This is a genomic window from Cobetia sp. 29-18-1, assembly GCF_029846405.1.
GTDB classification, from domain to species: domain Bacteria; phylum Pseudomonadota; class Gammaproteobacteria; order Pseudomonadales; family Halomonadaceae; genus Cobetia; species Cobetia amphilecti.
The window spans coordinates 43,978-60,777 of record NZ_JARWKS010000014.1 but is presented as its reverse complement, the minus strand read 5'-3'; the positions used below and the strand labels follow the sequence as shown (position 1 = coordinate 60,777).

The window sequence follows — 16,800 nt, the reverse complement described above, 5'->3', positions numbered from 1 at the left end:
GAATTCTGTTGGTTCACTCAAGACGTGCGGGTGACAACATCCCCTGGCAAGTGCCGATACCAATGAGGCCCGCCATGCGCGAGCCTCATTGATCAGCGCCCGTCAGGGCCACCGCAGGGTGGTGCTCAGCGCACCATGGTCAGCACACGCTGCAGGGCATCGACGAACATGTCGATCTCTTCCGGCGTGTTGTAGGCCGCGAAGGAGGCCCGACAGGTGGCGTCGACACCGAAGCGACGCAGCACCGGCTGCGCGCAGTGGTGGCCGGTACGGATGGCGACCCCCAGCTGGTCGATCAGCAGACCGATATCCTGGGCGTGGGCACCATCGACCACGAAGGAGATCGCGCCCGCCTTGTCGGGCGAGTTGCCGATGATGCGCAGGCCGTCCACTTCGCGCATGCGCTCGCTGGCATGGCGCATCAGCTGCTGTTCCCAGCGCGTGATCAGCGCCATGTGGGTGCAGCCCAGCCAGTCGATGGCCTTGCCCAGTCCGATGACCTCGGCGATGGGCGGCGTGCCGGCCTCGAACTTGTGCGGCAGGTCCGCGAACAGGGTGCCATTCTCGAACGACACCGTGCGGATCATCTCACCGCCACCCTGCCACGGCGGCATCGCCTCCAGCAGCGCTTCCTTGCCGTAGAGCACACCGATGCCGGTCGGGCCGTACATCTTGTGGCCCGAGAAGACATAGAAGTCAGCATCGATCTCGCGCACATCGACCTGCTGATGCGGTACCGCCTGGGCGCCATCGACCAGAATCAGCGCGTCGTGAGCGTGCGCCAGCTTCGCCATCTCGGCCACCGGGTTGATGCTGCCCAGGGCGTTGGAGACCTGATTGACGCAGACCAGACGCGTCTTCTCGCCCAGCAGGTCGCGGTAGGCCGCCATGTCGAGCACGCCATCGTCGTCACACGGGATGACCTTGATGACGATATCGAGACGCTCGGCCAGAAGCTGCCACGGCACGATGTTGGCGTGATGCTCCATCACCGAGATCAGCACTTCATCGCCGGCATTCAGCCAGTTGGCCCCCCAGCTGTTGGCGACCAGATTGATCGCCTCGGTGGTGCCACGCGTGAAGATAACTTCCCGCGTCAGACGCGCATTGATGAAGCTGCGCACCTTCTCACGCGTACCTTCGAAGGCCGCCGTCGCCTCATCCGCCAGGGTATGCAGGCCGCGGTGGATGTTGGCATTGGTCTTGCGATAATAGTCGCTCATCGCGTCGATGACGGCGGTCGGCGTCTGGCTGGTGGCGGCGCTGTCCAGATAGATCAGCGGCACATCACCATGCACGCGACGCTCGAGGATCGGAAAATCCTCGCGTACCCGCACGACGTCGAGCATCAGGTTGTCGAGTGCGCTCATGCAAAGTCCTCATCACGTGCCACCGCCACGGCGCCACCGCCCAGCTCGACGCTGAGATCGACCAGCTCATCGAGGTGGAAGCGTGACGGCAGGCGTCCCGCGACACTGCGCTCGATGCGCTCGGCGATGGCGTCGATGCCCAGACCGGTCATGACTTCGTTGGCGAAGGCCAGGGTCAAAAGGCCACGGGCGGTCTGCTCATCGATGCCACGGGCGCGCAGCGCGAACACGGCGGTCTCGTCGAGCTGACCGGTCGTGGTGCCGTGGGAGCACTTGACGTCGTCGGCGTAGATCTCGAGTTCCGGCTTGGTGTTGATCTCGGCGCGGTCCGACAGCAGCAGGTTGGCGTTGTTCTGATGCGCCTCGATCTGCTGGCTGTCGCGCTTGACCAGCACGCGGCCATTGAAGACGCCGCGGGCGCGGTCGGCCAGGATGCCCTTGTAGTTCTCGTCGGAGAACGTCAGTGCCTCGTTGTGATTGACCAGCGAGTGGGTGTCCACGTGCTGGCGATCACGACCGAAGAACAGGCCATCGAGACGTGCATGGGCGTTGTTGCCGTTCAGGTCGCAGACGATGTCGTTGCGCACCAGACCACCACCGGTGTTCAGGTTGATGGAGCGATACTGGCTGTCACGCGGCTGCTCGACCTGCAGCGAGGCGATATGCGTCTCGCCGGTGGCGGCTTCGCCCAGCTTGTAATGATTGAGCACGGCGCCGCGCTCCAGCATCACTTCGCTGACCATGTTGGTGAAGTTGGTCGCGCCGCTTTCACCGATGTGATGCTCGATCACGCTGGCTTCGGCGCGGCTGCCCAGCTGCACCAGCAGACGCGGGTGGCTCATGGTCACGGGCTGGCCTTCGACGGCGGCACGCGACAGGAACAGCACGTAGACCGGCTTGTCGAGCACCGTGCGCGGGCCGACCTGAATCACCGCACCCTCTTCGGTGAAGGCGGAGTTCAGCGCCACGAAGGGCGTGAAATCGATGCCGGTCAGGCGGTTCAGCGAGCCACCGATGACTTCCGGCTGATTGACGATGGCGTCAGACAGCGGCACGACACGCACGGTGTCGGGCAGGCCTGCCACATCGGACAGCTCGGCATTGTAGAGGCCATCGACGAACACCAGACGGTAGGCGTCGACGTCGAGAGCCAGCGCATCCTTCACGGCCGGCGCGAGGCTTGCATCGTCGGCGAGACGATATTGCTGACGCCCCAGTGCCTGGGTGTCGGTGTACTTCCAGGCCTCGACCTTGCGGGTCGGCAGGCCGAGGGCTTCAAAGCGGGCGATGCCGGCCTGACGGCGGGCGGCCATCCAGCTCGGATCAGCCGCAAAGCGAGCCTTGCGGGCAGCGAATTCGCTGGCGAAGGCTTCGCTGCCGGGGACGGACGCGGTAGCAAGTGCTGTCATTACGCGGTTTCCTCCTGCAGCCAGTCATAGCCCTGGGCTTCGAGTTCGAGTGCCAGCGACTTGTCGCCGGACTTGACGATGCGGCCATCCATCAGCACGTGGATCTGGTCCGGCACGATGTGCTCGAGCAGACGCTGGTAGTGGGTGACCATCAGCACGGCGCGGTCTTCGTTGCGCAGCGAGTTGACACCCTTGGCGACGACCTTGAGAGCATCGATGTCGAGGCCGGAGTCGATCTCGTCGAGCATGGCGAGCTTCGGTTCCAGCACCAGCATCTGCAGGATCTCGTTGCGCTTCTTCTCACCGCCGGAGAAGCCTTCGTTGACGGCGCGCTGCAGGAAGCTGGCGTCCATCTGCATGAAGGCCAGCTTCTCGCGGATCAGCTTCATGAATTCCGGGGCCGGAATCTCGCCCAGGCCTTCGGCTTCACGCTTGGCATTCAGCGCCGCCTTGAGCAGGTAGACGTTCTTGACCCCCGGGATTTCCACCGGGTACTGGAAGCCCAGCAGCATGCCGGCACGCGCACGCTCTTCGACTTCCATCTCCAGCACATCCTCACCTTCATAGGTAATGGTGCCCGAGGTCACTTCATAGCCGTCCTTGCCGGCGATCACGGAAGACAGCGTGGACTTGCCTGCGCCGTTCGGGCCCATGATGGCGTGGACTTCACCCTTGTTGATGGTCAGATCGAGACCCTTGAGGATTTCCTTGCCTTCCACCGAAACGTGCAGATCTTTGACTACGAGCATGTTGATACCTTTTGCTGACAGGCCGCCCGCGAGCGGCCCTCAAGAATGGGGTGAATGCGAAAGGGACGGCGGGATCAGCCGACGGCGCCTTCAAGGGTGACGTTGAGCAGCGCCTCGGCCTCGACGGCGAACTCCATCGGCAGCTCCTGGAAGACGTCCTTGCAGAAGCCATTGACGATCATGTTGACCGCATCTTCCTCGCTGATGCCGCGCTGACGGCAGTAGAACAGCTGATCTTCGCCGATCTTGGAGGTCGTCGCCTCGTGCTCGACGGTAGCCGTCGCGTTGCCGATTTCCTGATACGGGAAGGTGTGCGCACCACAGCGGTCGCCGATCAACAGCGAGTCACACTGGGTGAAGTTGCGCGCGCCCTTGGCCCGCGGGCCTATCTTGACCAGACCACGATAGGACTGCTCGGAATTACCGGCCGAGATGCCCTTGGAGACGATGGTGGACTTGGTGCCCTCACCGATGTGGATCATCTTGGTACCGGTGTCCGCCTGCTGACGGCCATTGGTGACGGCGACGGAGTAGAACTCCCCGACACTGTCCTTGCCACGCAGGATGCACGACGGGTACTTCCAGGTGATCGCGGAGCCGGTCTCGACCTGGGTCCAGGAGACCTTGGAGCGGTCACCACGGCAGTCGGCACGCTTGGTGACGAAGTTGTAGATGCCACCCTTGCCGTCTTCATCGCCCGGATACCAGTTCTGGACGGTGGAGTACTTGATGTAGGCGTCTTCCAGTGCCACCAGCTCGACCACGGCGGCGTGCAGCTGGTTGTCATCACGCTGCGGCGCGGTACAGCCTTCCAGATACGAGACCTGAGCCTGCTTCTCGCAGATGATCAGGGTGCGCTCGAACTGGCCGGTGTTGGCGGCGTTGATGCGGAAGTAGGTGGAAAGCTCCATCGGGCAGGTGACGCCTTCCGGCACGAACACGAAGGAACCATCGGTGAAGACGGCCGCGTTCAGCGCGGTGAAGTAGTTGTCTGCCTTGGGCACCACGGTACCGAGATACTGCTTGATCAGCTCCGGGTAGTCCTGGATGGCTTCCGAGATGGAGCAGAAGATGACGCCCGCCTCGGACAGCTCCTTCTTGAAGGTGGTGGTCACGGACACGGAGTCGAAGACCGCGTCGACCGCGACACCCGCCAGTGCGGCACGCTCGTGCAGCGGGATACCCAGCTTCTCGTAGGTCTCGAGCAGCTTGGGGTCGACCTCATCCAGACTCTGCGGGCGGTCTTCCGGCTTCTTCGGGGCGCTGAAGTAGGAAATCGCCTGGTAGTCGATCTCCGGATAATCCAGGTGGGCCCAGGACGGCGCCTTCATCTTCAGCCACTGCTGATATGCATCCAGACGCCACTCCAGCATCCACTCCGGCTCACCCTTCTTGGCCGAGATGAAGCGAATCACGCTTTCATCCAGTCCCGGCGGAATGGTGTCGCTCTCGATATCGGTCACGAAGCCCTGCTTGTACTCGCGCTGTACAAGCTGCTCCATCTCCTGGCTCGCCATGCTGGTCTCCTCTCCCGGAGAGCTCCGGGTCTGTTCAGATGCCTGATCACCCCGCCCGAATCGCAGCGAAGTTCGAATGTTCGTGTTGCCACGGCGACGTATGTCGCGCGGCAACGGATTCAGCGTTTGCCGGTTCTAGCGTTTGCCAGTGCTATTGGCTGCCCTGGCCACGGGGGGCGGTTCGTCATCCCCGTACAGGCTGATGGCCTGAATCGGCAGTTGCACCGGCATGCGCAGTGGCGCGGATGACGCCAGATGCGCCAGCGTCACGCTGCCCAGCAGCTCACTGATGGCGTACGAGACGCGCTGCCAGTTGTCGGCCACCCCGCAGGTGTTGACCAGCTCGCAATCGCCGTCGGCGTGACTGCACTCGGTCACGGCCACCGGACCTTCGATGGCGCTGATGATGTCGCTGGCCGTGATCTGACTGGCCGGGCGTGCCAGGCGATAACCGCCCAGCGCACCGCGCCGCGACTCAAGCAGCCCTGCCCGCACCAGCGCCTTGAGCGTCTTGCTCACGGTGGGATGCGGCAGCTGCACGCTTTCGGCCAGATCGATCGCCGCATGGGCCGAGTCCGGCTCGCGGGCGATGCGCGCCATCACGACAGCGGCATAATCGGTCATCTTGGAAAGCTTCAGCATGCTGGCCTCCACCACGGGAAGATTAATTGGGGACCATTTTAGTCCTGTATCAGAACGATGTGAAGCGGGGACCCCACCGAAAACGTCGAATTGCGACCTGGGCAACCAGTTTGCCGACAAGATAGCCGCCGATCACAACAAAAATAACAATCATTCCCATTTAAAATATCTACCAGCCACGCCCGAAGCCCCAGGCGCTCTGTACAACAATCCCGCACGCAGCGGGAGATCGATGACGGCTGCCCCACCCTCTCTACAACGCAAGCCCTCTCTACAACGCAAGCCCTCTCTACAATGCGCGCCCCCTCCACAACGCAAGACACCCCGCCGGGAGAATCCCGACGGGGTGTCTTGGTCACGCCATCATGCCGTCATGCAAGGCTCATGTGAGCCATGCGTGATGATCAGCCGTGGAACGGGTTGCGCAGCACGATGGTCTCGTTGCGGTCCGGGCCAGTGGAGATGATGTCGATCGGCACGCCGACCTGCTCTTCCAGGAAGCTGATGTAAGCGCGGGCGTTGGCCGGCAGCTTGTCGACTTCGCGCACGCCGATGGTGGAATCGCTCCAGCCCGGCAGGTCCTGGTACAGCGGTTCGATGGCTTCGTAGCCTTCGGAATCCACCGGGTTGTCCAGCACGTCGCCATCCTTGCTGCGATAGCCGATGCAGACACGGATGTTCTCGAGACCGTCCAGCACGTCCAGCTTGGTCAGGCAGATGCCGCTGACCGAGTTGATCTGCACGGCGTGACGCAGAGCGACGGCATCGAACCAACCACAACGACGCGCACGACCGGTGGTGGCACCGAATTCGTGGCCACGCTCGGCCAGGTGACGGCCGAACTCATCGAACAGCTCGGTCGGGAACGGACCGGAGCCGACACGCGTGGTGTAGGCCTTGGTGATGCCCAGCACGTAGTCGAGATACAGCGGGCCGACGCCGGAACCGGTGGCGGTGCCGCCGGCAGTGGTGTTGGAGCTGGTGACGTACGGGTAGGTACCGTGGTCGATGTCGAGCAGTGAGCCCTGAGCACCTTCGAAGAGGATGTTCTCGTTGGCCTTGCGCACGGAGTGGACCAGATCCACGGTGTCGCAGACCATCGGGCGCAGCTCTTCGGCCATTTCCATGGCTTCGTCCAGCACCTGCTGGAAGTCGACCGGCGCTTCACCGTGATAGTGCTGCAGCACGAAGTTGTGGTAATCCAGCACTTCGCCCAGCTTGGAGGCGAAACGCTCACGGTGGAGCATGTCACCCAGACGCAGGCCACGACGCGCGACCTTGTCTTCGTAGGCCGGGCCGATGCCGCGACCGGTAGTACCGATCTTGGCGACGCCACGGGCCTTCTCGCGCGCCTGGTCCAGACGCACGTGGTAGGACAGGATCAGCGGGCAGGCCGGCGATAGGCGCAGGCGATCACGCACCGGCACGTCGTTGGCTTCAAGCTCACGGATTTCCTTGATCAGCGCTTCCGGAGACAGCACGACACCGTTGCCGATGACGCAGGTCTTGCCCGGGTGGAGGATGCCGGACGGGATCAGGTGGAGGACGGTCTTCTTGCCGTCCAGCACCAGGGTGTGACCCGCATTGTGGCCACCCTGGAAACGCACGACGGCGCTGGCGGATTCGGTCAGCAGGTCGACGACCTTGCCCTTGCCTTCATCACCCCATTGGGTGCCGAGCACGACTACATTCTTGCCCATGGTTCCTATCTCTTTCGGTGAATAACCGTCGGTGAAAACCCACTCACAAGTGCAGCTGCCCTGTCGGCAGCTGCACCTCGGGACCCAGTGGCCCCAGCTGTTCTGCTATCTGTCACTCGCTGCCATCGCTCTCGGATCACCGAAGCTCAATCATTCAAGCTCAGTCATACAAGCTCAGGCATCGAGTGTGACGACCTGCCAGCCGCCGTCGCCATTGACCAGCTCACGGTTGCAACGGTGTGCATCCGCGCCGGTGGTCTGGCCCGGCAGCGCTTCGATGACACGCTCGCCAGCGGCACGCAGCTGGTCGACACACTCACGCAGCGCGCTGTCGTTGAGTGCCGGCGCCCAGATGCCGTCGCAGGCCGGAGCCTGCACGGCCAGCGAGGCCAGTTGCTTGAGGTCCATCGAGAAGCCGGTGGCAGGACGCGCACGACCGAAGGCACGTCCAGTATCGTCGTAGCGGCCACCCTTGGCCAGCGCCTGACCGTAACCCGGGACGTAGGCCGCGAACACCATGCCGGTGTGATACTCGTAACCGCGCAGCTCGGCGAGATCGAAATAGAGCGTGACCTGCGGATGACGCTCGCGGACCGCGCAGCTCAGCGCCGTCAGCTGATCCAGAGCGCTGGCGACTGCCGCAGGTGCGCCGGCGAAGGCGGTACGCGCCTGGGCAAGAATCTCGTCATCACCGTGCAGGTGCGGCAGCGCCTTGAGCATGCCCGCCACTACCTTGTCACCCACCACGCGATCGATCAATGCATCGAGAGCGGAATACTGTTTACGCTCGATGGCGGCGAACAGCTCACGCTCGTGCTCGTCATTCATGCCGGCTTCGGCGATCAAGGCACGATAGATGCCGATATGGCCCAGTGCCAGATGCAGTTCACCGGCGCCGGCCTGCTCGAGACTGGTCAGTGCCAGGTGCAGGATCTCGTGGTCGGCCTCGAGGCCGGCGTGACCGAACAGCTCAGCACCGACCTGCACCGGGCTGCGACCGCCCTGGTGCTTGTCCGCCTTGGTGCGCAGCACGTTGGCGCAGTAGCACAGACGTACCGGACCTTCGCGGTGCAGGGAGTGAGCATCCATGCGCGCCACCTGCGGGGTGACGTCGGCGCTGGCGCCCATCATGCGACCGGTCATCTGGTCGGTCAGCTTGAAGGTCTGCAGATCAAGCTCGGTACCGGTGCCGGTCAGCAGCGAATCGAGAAATTCGACGGGCGGCGGCAGCACCAGGTCATAGCCGAAGCGATGATAGAGGTCGAGCAGCGCGCGGCGCAGCGCCTCCATACGGGTTGCCTGAGGGGGCAATACCTCATCCATGCCATCCGGGAGGAGCCAGCGATCTGCGATGGTCATTGCGCTATCCTGCGAGAGATTTATGACAAGGGGTGACTCGTGACGCGAGGAAATTCACCCGGCTGGCGTGCGTGACAAACGCGACGCCTGCGGGGGATTTCACAGCAGCCGACCGAGACCCGTGAAGCAAGGTCCTGCTCGACGCTTTCCTGTCGGCCTTGCGCCTGTGCATGAAAAGCGGCCACAAAAAAACCGGGCGGTGCCCGGTTGCAGGAGTCTAGCATGAATCCTTGTGGGATGAACCCCGCGAACCTCTCGAGCGACGTTCATCCACTGCGCGGCCTCTGATGCTGCCAGAGGCCGCGCGCAACATCCCCGAAAGCAAGCCTTCGGGCTTGATGATGCTGCTTACTTGCTACCACCCTGCGGGTCCTTGAAGAAGCGGAAGAACTCGCTGTCCGGCTGCATGACCATCATGTTGCCATCGCCCTTGAAGCTGTCGCGATAGGCCTGCAGTGAGCGGTAGAAGCGGAAGAACTCGGTATCCGCCCCGTAGGCACCGGCATAGATGGCGGCGGCGGAGGCATCGCCCTCACCGCGCAGGGTCTGCGCCTGCTCTTCGGCCTGCGCGAGCAGGACGGAACGGCGACGATCGGCATTGGCCTGGATCTTCTCGGCCTGCTCCTGACCCTGGGCACGATACTCACGTGCCTCACGCTGACGCTCGGTCTTCATGCGCTCGTAGACCGCCTGGGAGACTTCGTCCGGCAGGTCGATACGCTTGACGCGGATATCGAGAATCGACACCCCCAGTTCCTTGCGCATCACCTCGTCGAGCTCTTCGGTGGGCTTCTTCATCAGCGCGTCACGCTGCTCGGAGATGATCTGCACCAGTTCGAGCTTGCCGAACTCGTTACGCAGACTCTCGTCGACACGCGGCGCGATCAGGCGCTCGGCCATCTGCTCGTCGCCGGAGGTCGCTTCGTAATAGCGCTTCGGATCGACGATCTTCCACTTGACGAAGGAATCAACGATGACGGCCTTCTTCTCGCGGGTCAGATAACGGCTTGCCTGGGCATCCAGCGTCAACACGCGCGTATCGAAGGTACGGATCGTGTTGTAGACCGGCAGCTTGAAATGCAGGCCGGGCTGGATGTTGTCTTCCACCACTTCACCAAACTTGAGCTTGATGGCGCGCTGGGTCTCATCAACCGTGTAGAGGCTGTTGCTACCAAGCCAGGCCACTACGGCCAGACCGGCGACGGCCATCAGTGAGCGATTGTTGATCATTAACGACCCTCCCGACGGATGCTGTTGCTGCTGTCAGTGCTCTGGCTGCGGCTCAGGGCATCACTCGCCTGTCGGGACACACGGTCCAGCTCGCTACGACTCATGCCACTGCTGTCTTCGGCGGCAGCACTGGACTTGTTGGCCAGCTTGTCCAACGGCAGGTACATGAGGGAATTGCCGTTCTCGACATCCACCAGCACCTTGTTGGTCTTGCCGAGCACTTCGCCCATGGTTTCCAGATACATGCGCTCGCGGATGATTTCCGGCGCCTTCTGGTACTCGGTCAGCAGGGACGTGAAGCGGTTGGCCTCACCCTGGGACTTCGCGACCACGGACTCCTTGTAACCCTCGGCTTCCTCGATGATGCGCTGCGCCTGACCCTGGGCTTCCGGGAGAATCGAGTTCTCGTAGGCCAGTGCCTGGTTGATCGTGCGCTGACGATCCTCACGCGCCTTGATGACGTCATCGAAGGAGTCCTGGACCGCTGCCGGCGCAGAAGTGGACTCGACGTTGATGGTCTGCAGCGTCAGGCCGACACCGTAATTGTCCAGATAGGACTGCAGGCGCGACTTGACGTTGCTGGCCAGCAGTTCACGACCGGAGGTCAGGATGTCGTTCATGTCGGCACTGCCGACTTCGTGACGCAGCGCAGAGTCCATGGCGTTCTCGAGACTGATCTCGGGCGCACGGACGTTGAGCAGGAAGTCACGCGGGTTGGACACCTGATACTGCACGGACATCTGGACTTCGACGATGTTCTCGTCCTGAGTCAGCATCGACTTGGTCTGGGAGAGCGAACGCACCTTGGTGACGTTGACCTCACGCACGTCGTCGATGATCGGCGGATTCCAGTGCAGGCCCGGACCGACGATGTCGTTGTACTTGCCGAAACGCAGCACGACGCCACGCTCTGACTGATCGACCAGATAGAAACCGGAAGCCGCCCAGATGGCGACCAGGATGACACCGATGATACCCGGCAGTGCGAAGGCATTGGTGCTGCCACCGTTGCCGCCATTGCCACCGGCACCGCCACGACGCTTGCGGCCATTGCCGAGCATGCCGTTGAGCTTGTCCTGGAATTTCTTCAGCGCTTCGTCGAGGTCGGGCGGTCCACCATTGCCACCGCCGTTACCCCCGCCCCCCTTCTTGTCCCCGTTGCGACCACCGCCGCTCCACGGGTCATGCTGGTTGCCGCCACCCGGCTCATTCCAAGCCATACGTCGTCTCCACTCAGTCGATGTTCCGCTCGTCATTATGATGACGCCGCCCTGCCAGCTGCGACCGGTTCCGTGCCTTGAGCCTGATGGCCTCCGGCGACCGATTCTCTCGTACGGCATGGCGACGCGTCCCTTGCGGGAGAAGGCCATGGCCCTGCCCGACGGCCATCGTCCGTCGGACGGCATCCAGCCAATCCTGCTGAATGCCCGCTGCTCTGACGCGCAGGTCATGCCCTGCGCGAGGGCATCCATCGTCATTCGTGCGCGGCGATGGATGCCGGGTAATGCTTGCCACTGCGTTGCGACAACGGTGCGATGCTGCGTCGTTCGCCACTTCTCATCGAGCTGCTGCGCAGCGCACCGGCACAAGTCTCGTTACCAGACGGTATCAGGACTTGTGCGTGACCGACACGCGATGCTTTTCCGCGCGTTCGGCGGACAGCTCACGCTGCCAGGCTTCGCGGTCGTCATGCTCACCGCCGAGATAATCTTCAGGCGATTCACCAAGATGCGACAACAACTGCAGAAAGTCGCGTTTCTCGAGACGAATGTCCAGCAGCGCATTGCCCTGCTCGTCATATTGCTCGTCCTTGACCGCGTCCAGCTCATGCAGGCCTGCCCGCAGACGGGACTTCTCAGGCCCCAGCGTCAGCTGCATGGAGATGACGTTGTCGGACAGCAGCTCGGCGAAGGCCTGCATCAGCAGATCCAGCCCCTTGCCGTCGCGTGCCGACAGCCACACCGCCAGCGGACGACCGAAGCCATCACGCTCGATGCGCGGCGCCATGTCGAGTCGGTCGATCTTGTTCATGACCAACAGACGCGGCACATCACCGGCATCGATCTCGCTCAGGACGTGATTGACCTGCTCGGTATTGCGGTCATTCTCCGGATCTGCAGCGTCGATGACATGTACCAGCAGATCCGCTTCCGCCGCTTCCTGCAGGGTCGCCTGGAAGGCTTCCACCAGCTTGTGCGGTAGATGACGAATGAAGCCGACGGTATCGGCCAGGACTGCCGGACCGACATCCTCGAGCTCCAGACGACGCAGCGTCGGGTCCAGCGTCGCGAACAGCTGATCGGCGGCGTACACCTCGGAGGTGGTCAGCGCGTTGAACAGCGTCGACTTGCCGGCGTTGGTATAGCCGACCAGCGACAGACTCGGGATCTCGGCACGCGCACGCGCACGGCGGTTCTGATCGCGCTGCTTGTGCACCTTCTCGAGTCGCTTGTGGATCGACTTGATGCGGGCGCGCAACAGGCGACGGTCAGTCTCGAGCTGGGTTTCCCCCGGGCCTCGCAGACCGATACCGCCTTTCTGACGCTCAAGGTGGGTCCAACCCCGCACCAGGCGGGTGGACATGTACTCGAGCTGTGCGAGTTCCACCTGCAGCTTGCCCTCATGGGTCCGCGCACGCTGGGCAAAGATGTCGAGAATCAGACCGGTACGGTCGATGACGCGACACTTGAGCGTGGCTTCGAGGTTACGCTGCTGGGAAGGACTCAATGAATGGTTGAAAATGACCAGCTCGGCTTCGTGCACGGCCAGGGCCTCTTGCACTTCCTCAAGCTTGCCTTCTCCGATGAACGTACGGGAGTCGGGGCGGGGCCGGCTACCCTCGATGAGGGTCGCCGGCACGGCGCCTGCCGAACGTACGAGTTCGAGGAGCTCACCGGCATCCTCGCGTTCTTTTTCGTCCCGGAAATTGACATGCACCAGGACGGCCGTTTCACCGGCTTCGGGTCGTTCGAAGAACAATCAGCGCCTCTAACTTCAGCTTTCTGTGGACGGCACGCTCGGATCCTGGGCCGGCAGGCGCACATTGCGCGACGGCACCACGGTCGAGATAGCGTGCTTGTAAACCATCTGGGAGACAGTATTGCGCAGCAGGATCACGAACTGATCGAAGGATTCGATCTGGCCCTGCAGCTTGATGCCGTTGACCAGGAAGATCGAGACCGGGATACGTTCCTTGCGCAGGATGTTCAGGTACGGGTCCTGGAGTGATTGACCTTTGGACATGTGACTCTCCGTAAAAATGTCTCGTTCGAGGTAAGTATGGTTATGTTCGCCAGCGCTCCGGGTTGCCCTCTTGAGGGGGCTTCACGGGCGCGGGTCGTGACCGCTCATGTTACGCTAAGTGCAGGTCTGGCGCACGATTTTCAAGGTTTCACTGTAAGGATCTACACCCATGGAATCCACCGGGTGAATCCCCTGCCAGCTCCGCAACCAGGTCAACTGTCGCTTGGCGAGTTGACGCGTCGCGATGATGCCGCGTTCGCGCATCTCATCCCGGCTCAGATGGCCATCGAGAAAATCCCACACCTGACGGTAGCCGACACAACGTATCGAGGGCAGGCCCGCATGCAGCTCCGGACGTGCCTTCAGCGCTTCGACCTCGGCAATGAAGCCCTGTTCCAACATCTGATCAAAACGCGTCTCGATACGTTCATGTAACACGGCTCTATCGTGGGGCGCCAGTGCGATCGCTATCGGCCGGAACGGAAGTTCCGCCTCTGGCTGCTCCGCGAGCAGCTCGCTCATCGGGCGCCCGCTGATCAGACAGACCTCCAGCGCGCGTGTCAGCCGCTGAGGGTCGGTGGCCCGAATGCGCTGTGCCGTGGCCGGATCAAGCCGCGCCAGCTGCGCATGCAGCGCCGGCAGACCCTCGGACTGGATACGCGCCTCGAGCTCCGCGCGCAGCTCGGCATCCGCTGCCGGCAGCTCCGCCACGCCTTCCAGCAGACGCTTGAAATACATCATGGTGCCACCGACCAGCAGCGGCATCTTGCCGCGGGACTGGATCTCGGCGATATGCGCCAGCGCATCGCGACGAAACTCGGCGGCGGAATAGCTCTCCAGCGGGTCGAGAAAGTCGATCAGGCGGTGTGGCGCTCGGGCCAGCTCTGCCGCGCTCGGCTTGGCCGTGCCGATATCCATGCCGCGATAGATCAGCGCCGAATCGACACTGACCAGCTCCGCGCCCTGCTCCTCGTGCCAGCGAATGGCGAGGTCGGTCTTGCCGGAGGCCGTCGGCCCCATCAACAACACGACAGGCGGCTTGTCAGCCACCTCAGGCGCGTGGTATCGGGAATCTTCAGGGGGTTGAATCTGGGTCATGGCCTATTGTCTGGGCTGGGAGGTGAATCAGGGGTGAACCGCGACGACATGGGGCATCATCTACTGGCCGCGCAGGAACAGCTTGTCGAGCTCATGCATCGAAAGCTCGGTCCAGGTCGGCCGGCCATGATTGCATTGCCCGGAGCGCTCGGTGCGCTCCATGTCACGCAGCAGGGCATTCATTTCCGGAATCGTCAGTCGGCGGTTGGCGCGCACGCTGCCGCGACACGCCATGTCGGCGAGCAGTTCATTCATGTGCGCCTCCATGCGGTCACTGCGCCCATAGCGCTCAAGGTCTTCCAGCATGCCGCGCACCAGGGGCTCCACATCGGCATTGCCGAGTACGACCGGCACCTGACGCACCAGCAGCGTTTCCGGCCCGGCAGCGTCCAGCTCGACGCCCAGACGGGTGAATGCCTCGGACTCGCGCTCGAAGGTGCCCATCTCGCGCGCACTGACCGCCAGCGACACCGGCACCAGCAGCGGCTGGGCCTCCAGATGGCCGCCACCGTGAACATGCTGCTTCATGCGCTCATAGGTGATGCGCTCATGAGCGGCATGCATGTCGACCATCACCAGTCCGCGCGAGGTCTGCGACAGGATGTAGACGCCATGCAGCTGCGCCACGGCGTAGCCCAGCGGCGGGGTGTCATCGTCGTCACTCTGCGCCGGCAGACCACGCATCACTACTGCCGAGTTGCCTGAGACCGAACCAGCCGAGACCGAACTACCCGGAACCGAACTGCCTGAGCCCGAGCCACTAGGGCCAGACGGCGCCGACATGCCAGGCCCTGCGTCGCTGGAAGGCGCGCCCGCCGGCGCCGAGTCGATCCGCCAGCCGGGCGCAGCTTCCCCGACACCGGCCTGCGCACTCCCCTGTCCTGCGCCCTGTCCTGCGCCCTGCCCTGGCCCGTCACCCTCGCGGCCACCTTCGCCCAGCGTGACACGTGGCGCACGCCGCGCCTCACGTTCGGCACTGGCGATCGCCGCCGGATCATTGGCCACGCCCGCGCCGCCTGCGCCGCCACCCGGCGTCAGCAGATGATCTTCGCTGGGATGCAGTGCCCGATAGCCGGCCATGAACTGACGCACACGCTCGGCGCTCAGGCGTTCGCTGGAGCGTCCATCACCGGCAGGCGGCAGCTGCGAGGAAGGCTGCCAGGGGGCCGCAGCGCCGGCAGACGCGCTTGGCGAGGCCGACGAGTCGCCCCCGGCCTGCGGGCCGGCCGATGACGGTTGCTGTTCAGTGGCGGCACTTTGCTGGGCATCCTGTTCCTGACGACCGAGACGCATGCCCTGCTGCTGCCAACCGGGGTCCTCTTCTTTCTCCTGCCCGTCGATGCCGGTAGGCGCGGCGCTGTTGTCACCGGGGCGCACCTCGGCCAGCGCCTTGTGCAGGCTCGAGAACAGGAAGTCATGCACCAGGCGCCCGTCCCGGAAGCGCACTTCATGCTTGGTCGGGTGAACGTTGACATCCACCACCGTCGGGTCGAGCTCCAGATAGAGCACGAACACCGGATGCCGACCATGGAACAGCACATCGCGATAGGCCTGACGAACGGCATGCGCGACGAGGCGGTCGCGCACCACGCGGCCATTGACGAAGAAGTACTGCTGATCGGCCTGGGCACGCGAATGCGTCGGCAAGCCCACCCAACCGGACAGACGCAGCCCGGAGGCCTCGATATCCAGGTGCAACGCATGCTCGAGGAAGTTGCGCCCGAGCAGCGCACCGATGCGCCGCTCCACCGTCAGGGTGTCTTCACCGGCGCGCAGCTGATGCACCACCTTCTGGTTGTGGCGCAGCGTCCAGCCGATATCGTGGCGTGACAATGCCAGCCGCCGGAAGCTTTCCTCGACATGACCGAACTCGGTCTTCTCGGTGCGCATGAACTTGCGGCGCGCCGGCGTATTGAAGAACAGATCACGCACCGCGACGCTGGTGCCACGCGGATGCGGCGCCGGGGAGACACGCGGCGCCATCTCGCGCCCTTCCGCCACCACGCGCCAGCCATTGGCCGGCTCCTCCGAGACATTCGAGAACAGCTCCAGCCGCGAGACCGAACTGATCGAGGCCAGTGCCTCGCCCCGGAAACCGAGGCTCGCCACGCCCTCGAGGTCATCCAGGCTCTCGATCTTGCTGGTCGCATGCCGTGACAGCGCCAGCGGCAGGTCTTCCTCGGTGATGCCGCAGCCGTTGTCGCGCACGCGAATCAGCCGCGCACCGCCACCTTCCAGCTCCAGCTCGATGCGGGTGCTGCCGGCATCGATGGCGTTCTCGACCAGCTCCTTGACCACGGAAGCCGGCCGCTCCACGACCTCACCCGCCGCGATCTGGTTGGCAAGGCGCGGATTGAGGATACGGATCCGTCGCTCGCCAGGGCGAGCGGGCTGCATGTCGGTCAGCTCGTCAGACATCGATAGACTCCTGGATACACGAGCGAAAAACGCCGCTTCTCTGAAAACGATACTGTCCGCCGACC

13 protein-coding genes are annotated in these 16,800 nt (G+C 63.4%); all 13 read right to left on the bottom strand.

Going from position 1 to position 16,800, the window contains the following annotated elements; translation table 11 throughout:
- Positions 1–125: 125 nt before the first annotated feature.
- Positions 126–1,370, bottom strand: coding sequence for a cysteine desulfurase (locus QD208_RS11875; RefSeq protein ID WP_175089755.1), 1,245 nt, complete (start codon positions 1,368–1,370; stop codon positions 126–128).
- On the bottom strand, positions 1,367–2,779 hold the full coding sequence (gene sufD / locus QD208_RS11870; RefSeq protein ID WP_052384761.1) for a Fe-S cluster assembly protein SufD: 1,413 nt from the start codon (positions 2,777–2,779) through the stop codon (positions 1,367–1,369). Before sufD ends, QD208_RS11875 begins: the two co-directional genes overlap by 4 nt.
- Positions 2,779–3,528 carry a Fe-S cluster assembly ATPase SufC gene (gene sufC / locus QD208_RS11865; RefSeq protein WP_043335213.1) on the bottom strand — a complete coding sequence of 250 codons (750 nt, stop codon included), beginning with the start codon at positions 3,526–3,528 and terminating at the stop codon, positions 2,779–2,781. Before sufC ends, sufD begins: the two co-directional genes overlap by 1 nt.
- Before the next feature lie 74 nt (positions 3,529–3,602).
- Entirely contained in the window at positions 3,603–5,045 is a 1,443-nt protein-coding gene (gene sufB / locus QD208_RS11860) for a Fe-S cluster assembly protein SufB (protein ID WP_054557094.1), read from the bottom strand.
- A 135-nt stretch (positions 5,046–5,180) separates the two neighbouring features.
- Positions 5,181–5,687: an SUF system Fe-S cluster assembly regulator gene (locus tag QD208_RS11855; RefSeq protein ID WP_279831138.1), complete on the bottom strand. Its 507-nt coding sequence runs from the start codon at positions 5,685–5,687 to the stop codon at positions 5,181–5,183.
- A 404-nt stretch (positions 5,688–6,091) separates the two neighbouring features.
- Entirely contained in the window at positions 6,092–7,387 is a 1,296-nt protein-coding gene (locus tag QD208_RS11850; RefSeq protein WP_043335209.1) for an adenylosuccinate synthase, read from the bottom strand.
- Positions 7,388–7,561: 174 nt separating this feature from the next.
- Positions 7,562–8,746, bottom strand: a complete 1,185-nt coding sequence (locus QD208_RS11845; protein ID WP_131431591.1) for an ATP phosphoribosyltransferase regulatory subunit — start codon at positions 8,744–8,746, stop codon at positions 7,562–7,564.
- A gap of 348 nt (positions 8,747–9,094) precedes the next feature.
- On the bottom strand, positions 9,095–9,976 hold the full coding sequence (hflC, locus tag QD208_RS11840) for a protease modulator HflC (protein ID WP_043335206.1): 882 nt from the start codon (positions 9,974–9,976) through the stop codon (positions 9,095–9,097).
- Positions 9,976–11,196 carry an FtsH protease activity modulator HflK gene (hflK, locus tag QD208_RS11835; RefSeq protein ID WP_043335204.1) on the bottom strand — a complete coding sequence of 407 codons (1,221 nt, stop codon included), beginning with the start codon at positions 11,194–11,196 and terminating at the stop codon, positions 9,976–9,978. The genes hflC and hflK overlap by 1 nt, the downstream gene beginning before the upstream one ends.
- Before the next feature lie 388 nt (positions 11,197–11,584).
- Positions 11,585–12,955: a ribosome rescue GTPase HflX gene (gene hflX / locus QD208_RS11830; protein WP_279836911.1), complete on the bottom strand. Its 1,371-nt coding sequence runs from the start codon at positions 12,953–12,955 to the stop codon at positions 11,585–11,587.
- A 15-nt stretch (positions 12,956–12,970) separates the two neighbouring features.
- Positions 12,971–13,219 (bottom strand): RNA chaperone Hfq, encoded by a 249-nt coding sequence (gene hfq, locus QD208_RS11825; RefSeq protein WP_043335203.1) that lies wholly within the window; start codon positions 13,217–13,219, stop codon positions 12,971–12,973.
- A gap of 114 nt (positions 13,220–13,333) precedes the next feature.
- Positions 13,334–14,317 (bottom strand): tRNA (adenosine(37)-N6)-dimethylallyltransferase MiaA, encoded by a 984-nt coding sequence (gene miaA, locus QD208_RS11820; RefSeq protein WP_279836910.1) that lies wholly within the window; start codon positions 14,315–14,317, stop codon positions 13,334–13,336.
- 60 nt (positions 14,318–14,377) lie between these two features.
- Positions 14,378–16,735, bottom strand: coding sequence for a DNA mismatch repair endonuclease MutL (mutL, locus tag QD208_RS11815; protein ID WP_279836909.1), 2,358 nt, complete (start codon positions 16,733–16,735; stop codon positions 14,378–14,380).
- Positions 16,736–16,800: the final 65 nt, after the last annotated feature.

Bases quoted from the DNA above. Each gene is read 5' to 3' on its own strand.
- QD208_RS11875 (WP_175089755.1), bottom strand. From the start codon at position 1,370: ATGAGCGCACTCGACAACCTGATGCTCGACGTCGTGCGGGTACGCGAG.
- sufD (WP_052384761.1), bottom strand. From the start codon at position 2,779: ATGACAGCACTTGCTACCGCGTCCGTCCCCGGCAGCGAAGCCTTCGCC.
- sufC (WP_043335213.1), bottom strand. From the start codon at position 3,528: ATGCTCGTAGTCAAAGATCTGCACGTTTCGGTGGAAGGCAAGGAAATC.
- sufB (WP_054557094.1), bottom strand. From the start codon at position 5,045: ATGGCGAGCCAGGAGATGGAGCAGCTTGTACAGCGCGAGTACAAGCAG.
- QD208_RS11855 (WP_279831138.1), bottom strand. From the start codon at position 5,687: ATGCTGAAGCTTTCCAAGATGACCGATTATGCCGCTGTCGTGATGGCG.
- QD208_RS11850 (WP_043335209.1), bottom strand. From the start codon at position 7,387: ATGGGCAAGAATGTAGTCGTGCTCGGCACCCAATGGGGTGATGAAGGC.
- QD208_RS11845 (WP_131431591.1), bottom strand. From the start codon at position 8,746: ATGACCATCGCAGATCGCTGGCTCCTCCCGGATGGCATGGATGAGGTA.
- hflC (WP_043335206.1), bottom strand. From the start codon at position 9,976: ATGATCAACAATCGCTCACTGATGGCCGTCGCCGGTCTGGCCGTAGTG.
- hflK (WP_043335204.1), bottom strand. From the start codon at position 11,196: ATGGCTTGGAATGAGCCGGGTGGCGGCAACCAGCATGACCCGTGGAGC.
- hfq (WP_043335203.1), bottom strand. From the start codon at position 13,219: ATGTCCAAAGGTCAATCACTCCAGGACCCGTACCTGAACATCCTGCGC.
- miaA (WP_279836910.1), bottom strand. From the start codon at position 14,317: ATGACCCAGATTCAACCCCCTGAAGATTCCCGATACCACGCGCCTGAG.
- mutL (WP_279836909.1), bottom strand. From the start codon at position 16,735: ATGTCTGACGAGCTGACCGACATGCAGCCCGCTCGCCCTGGCGAGCGA.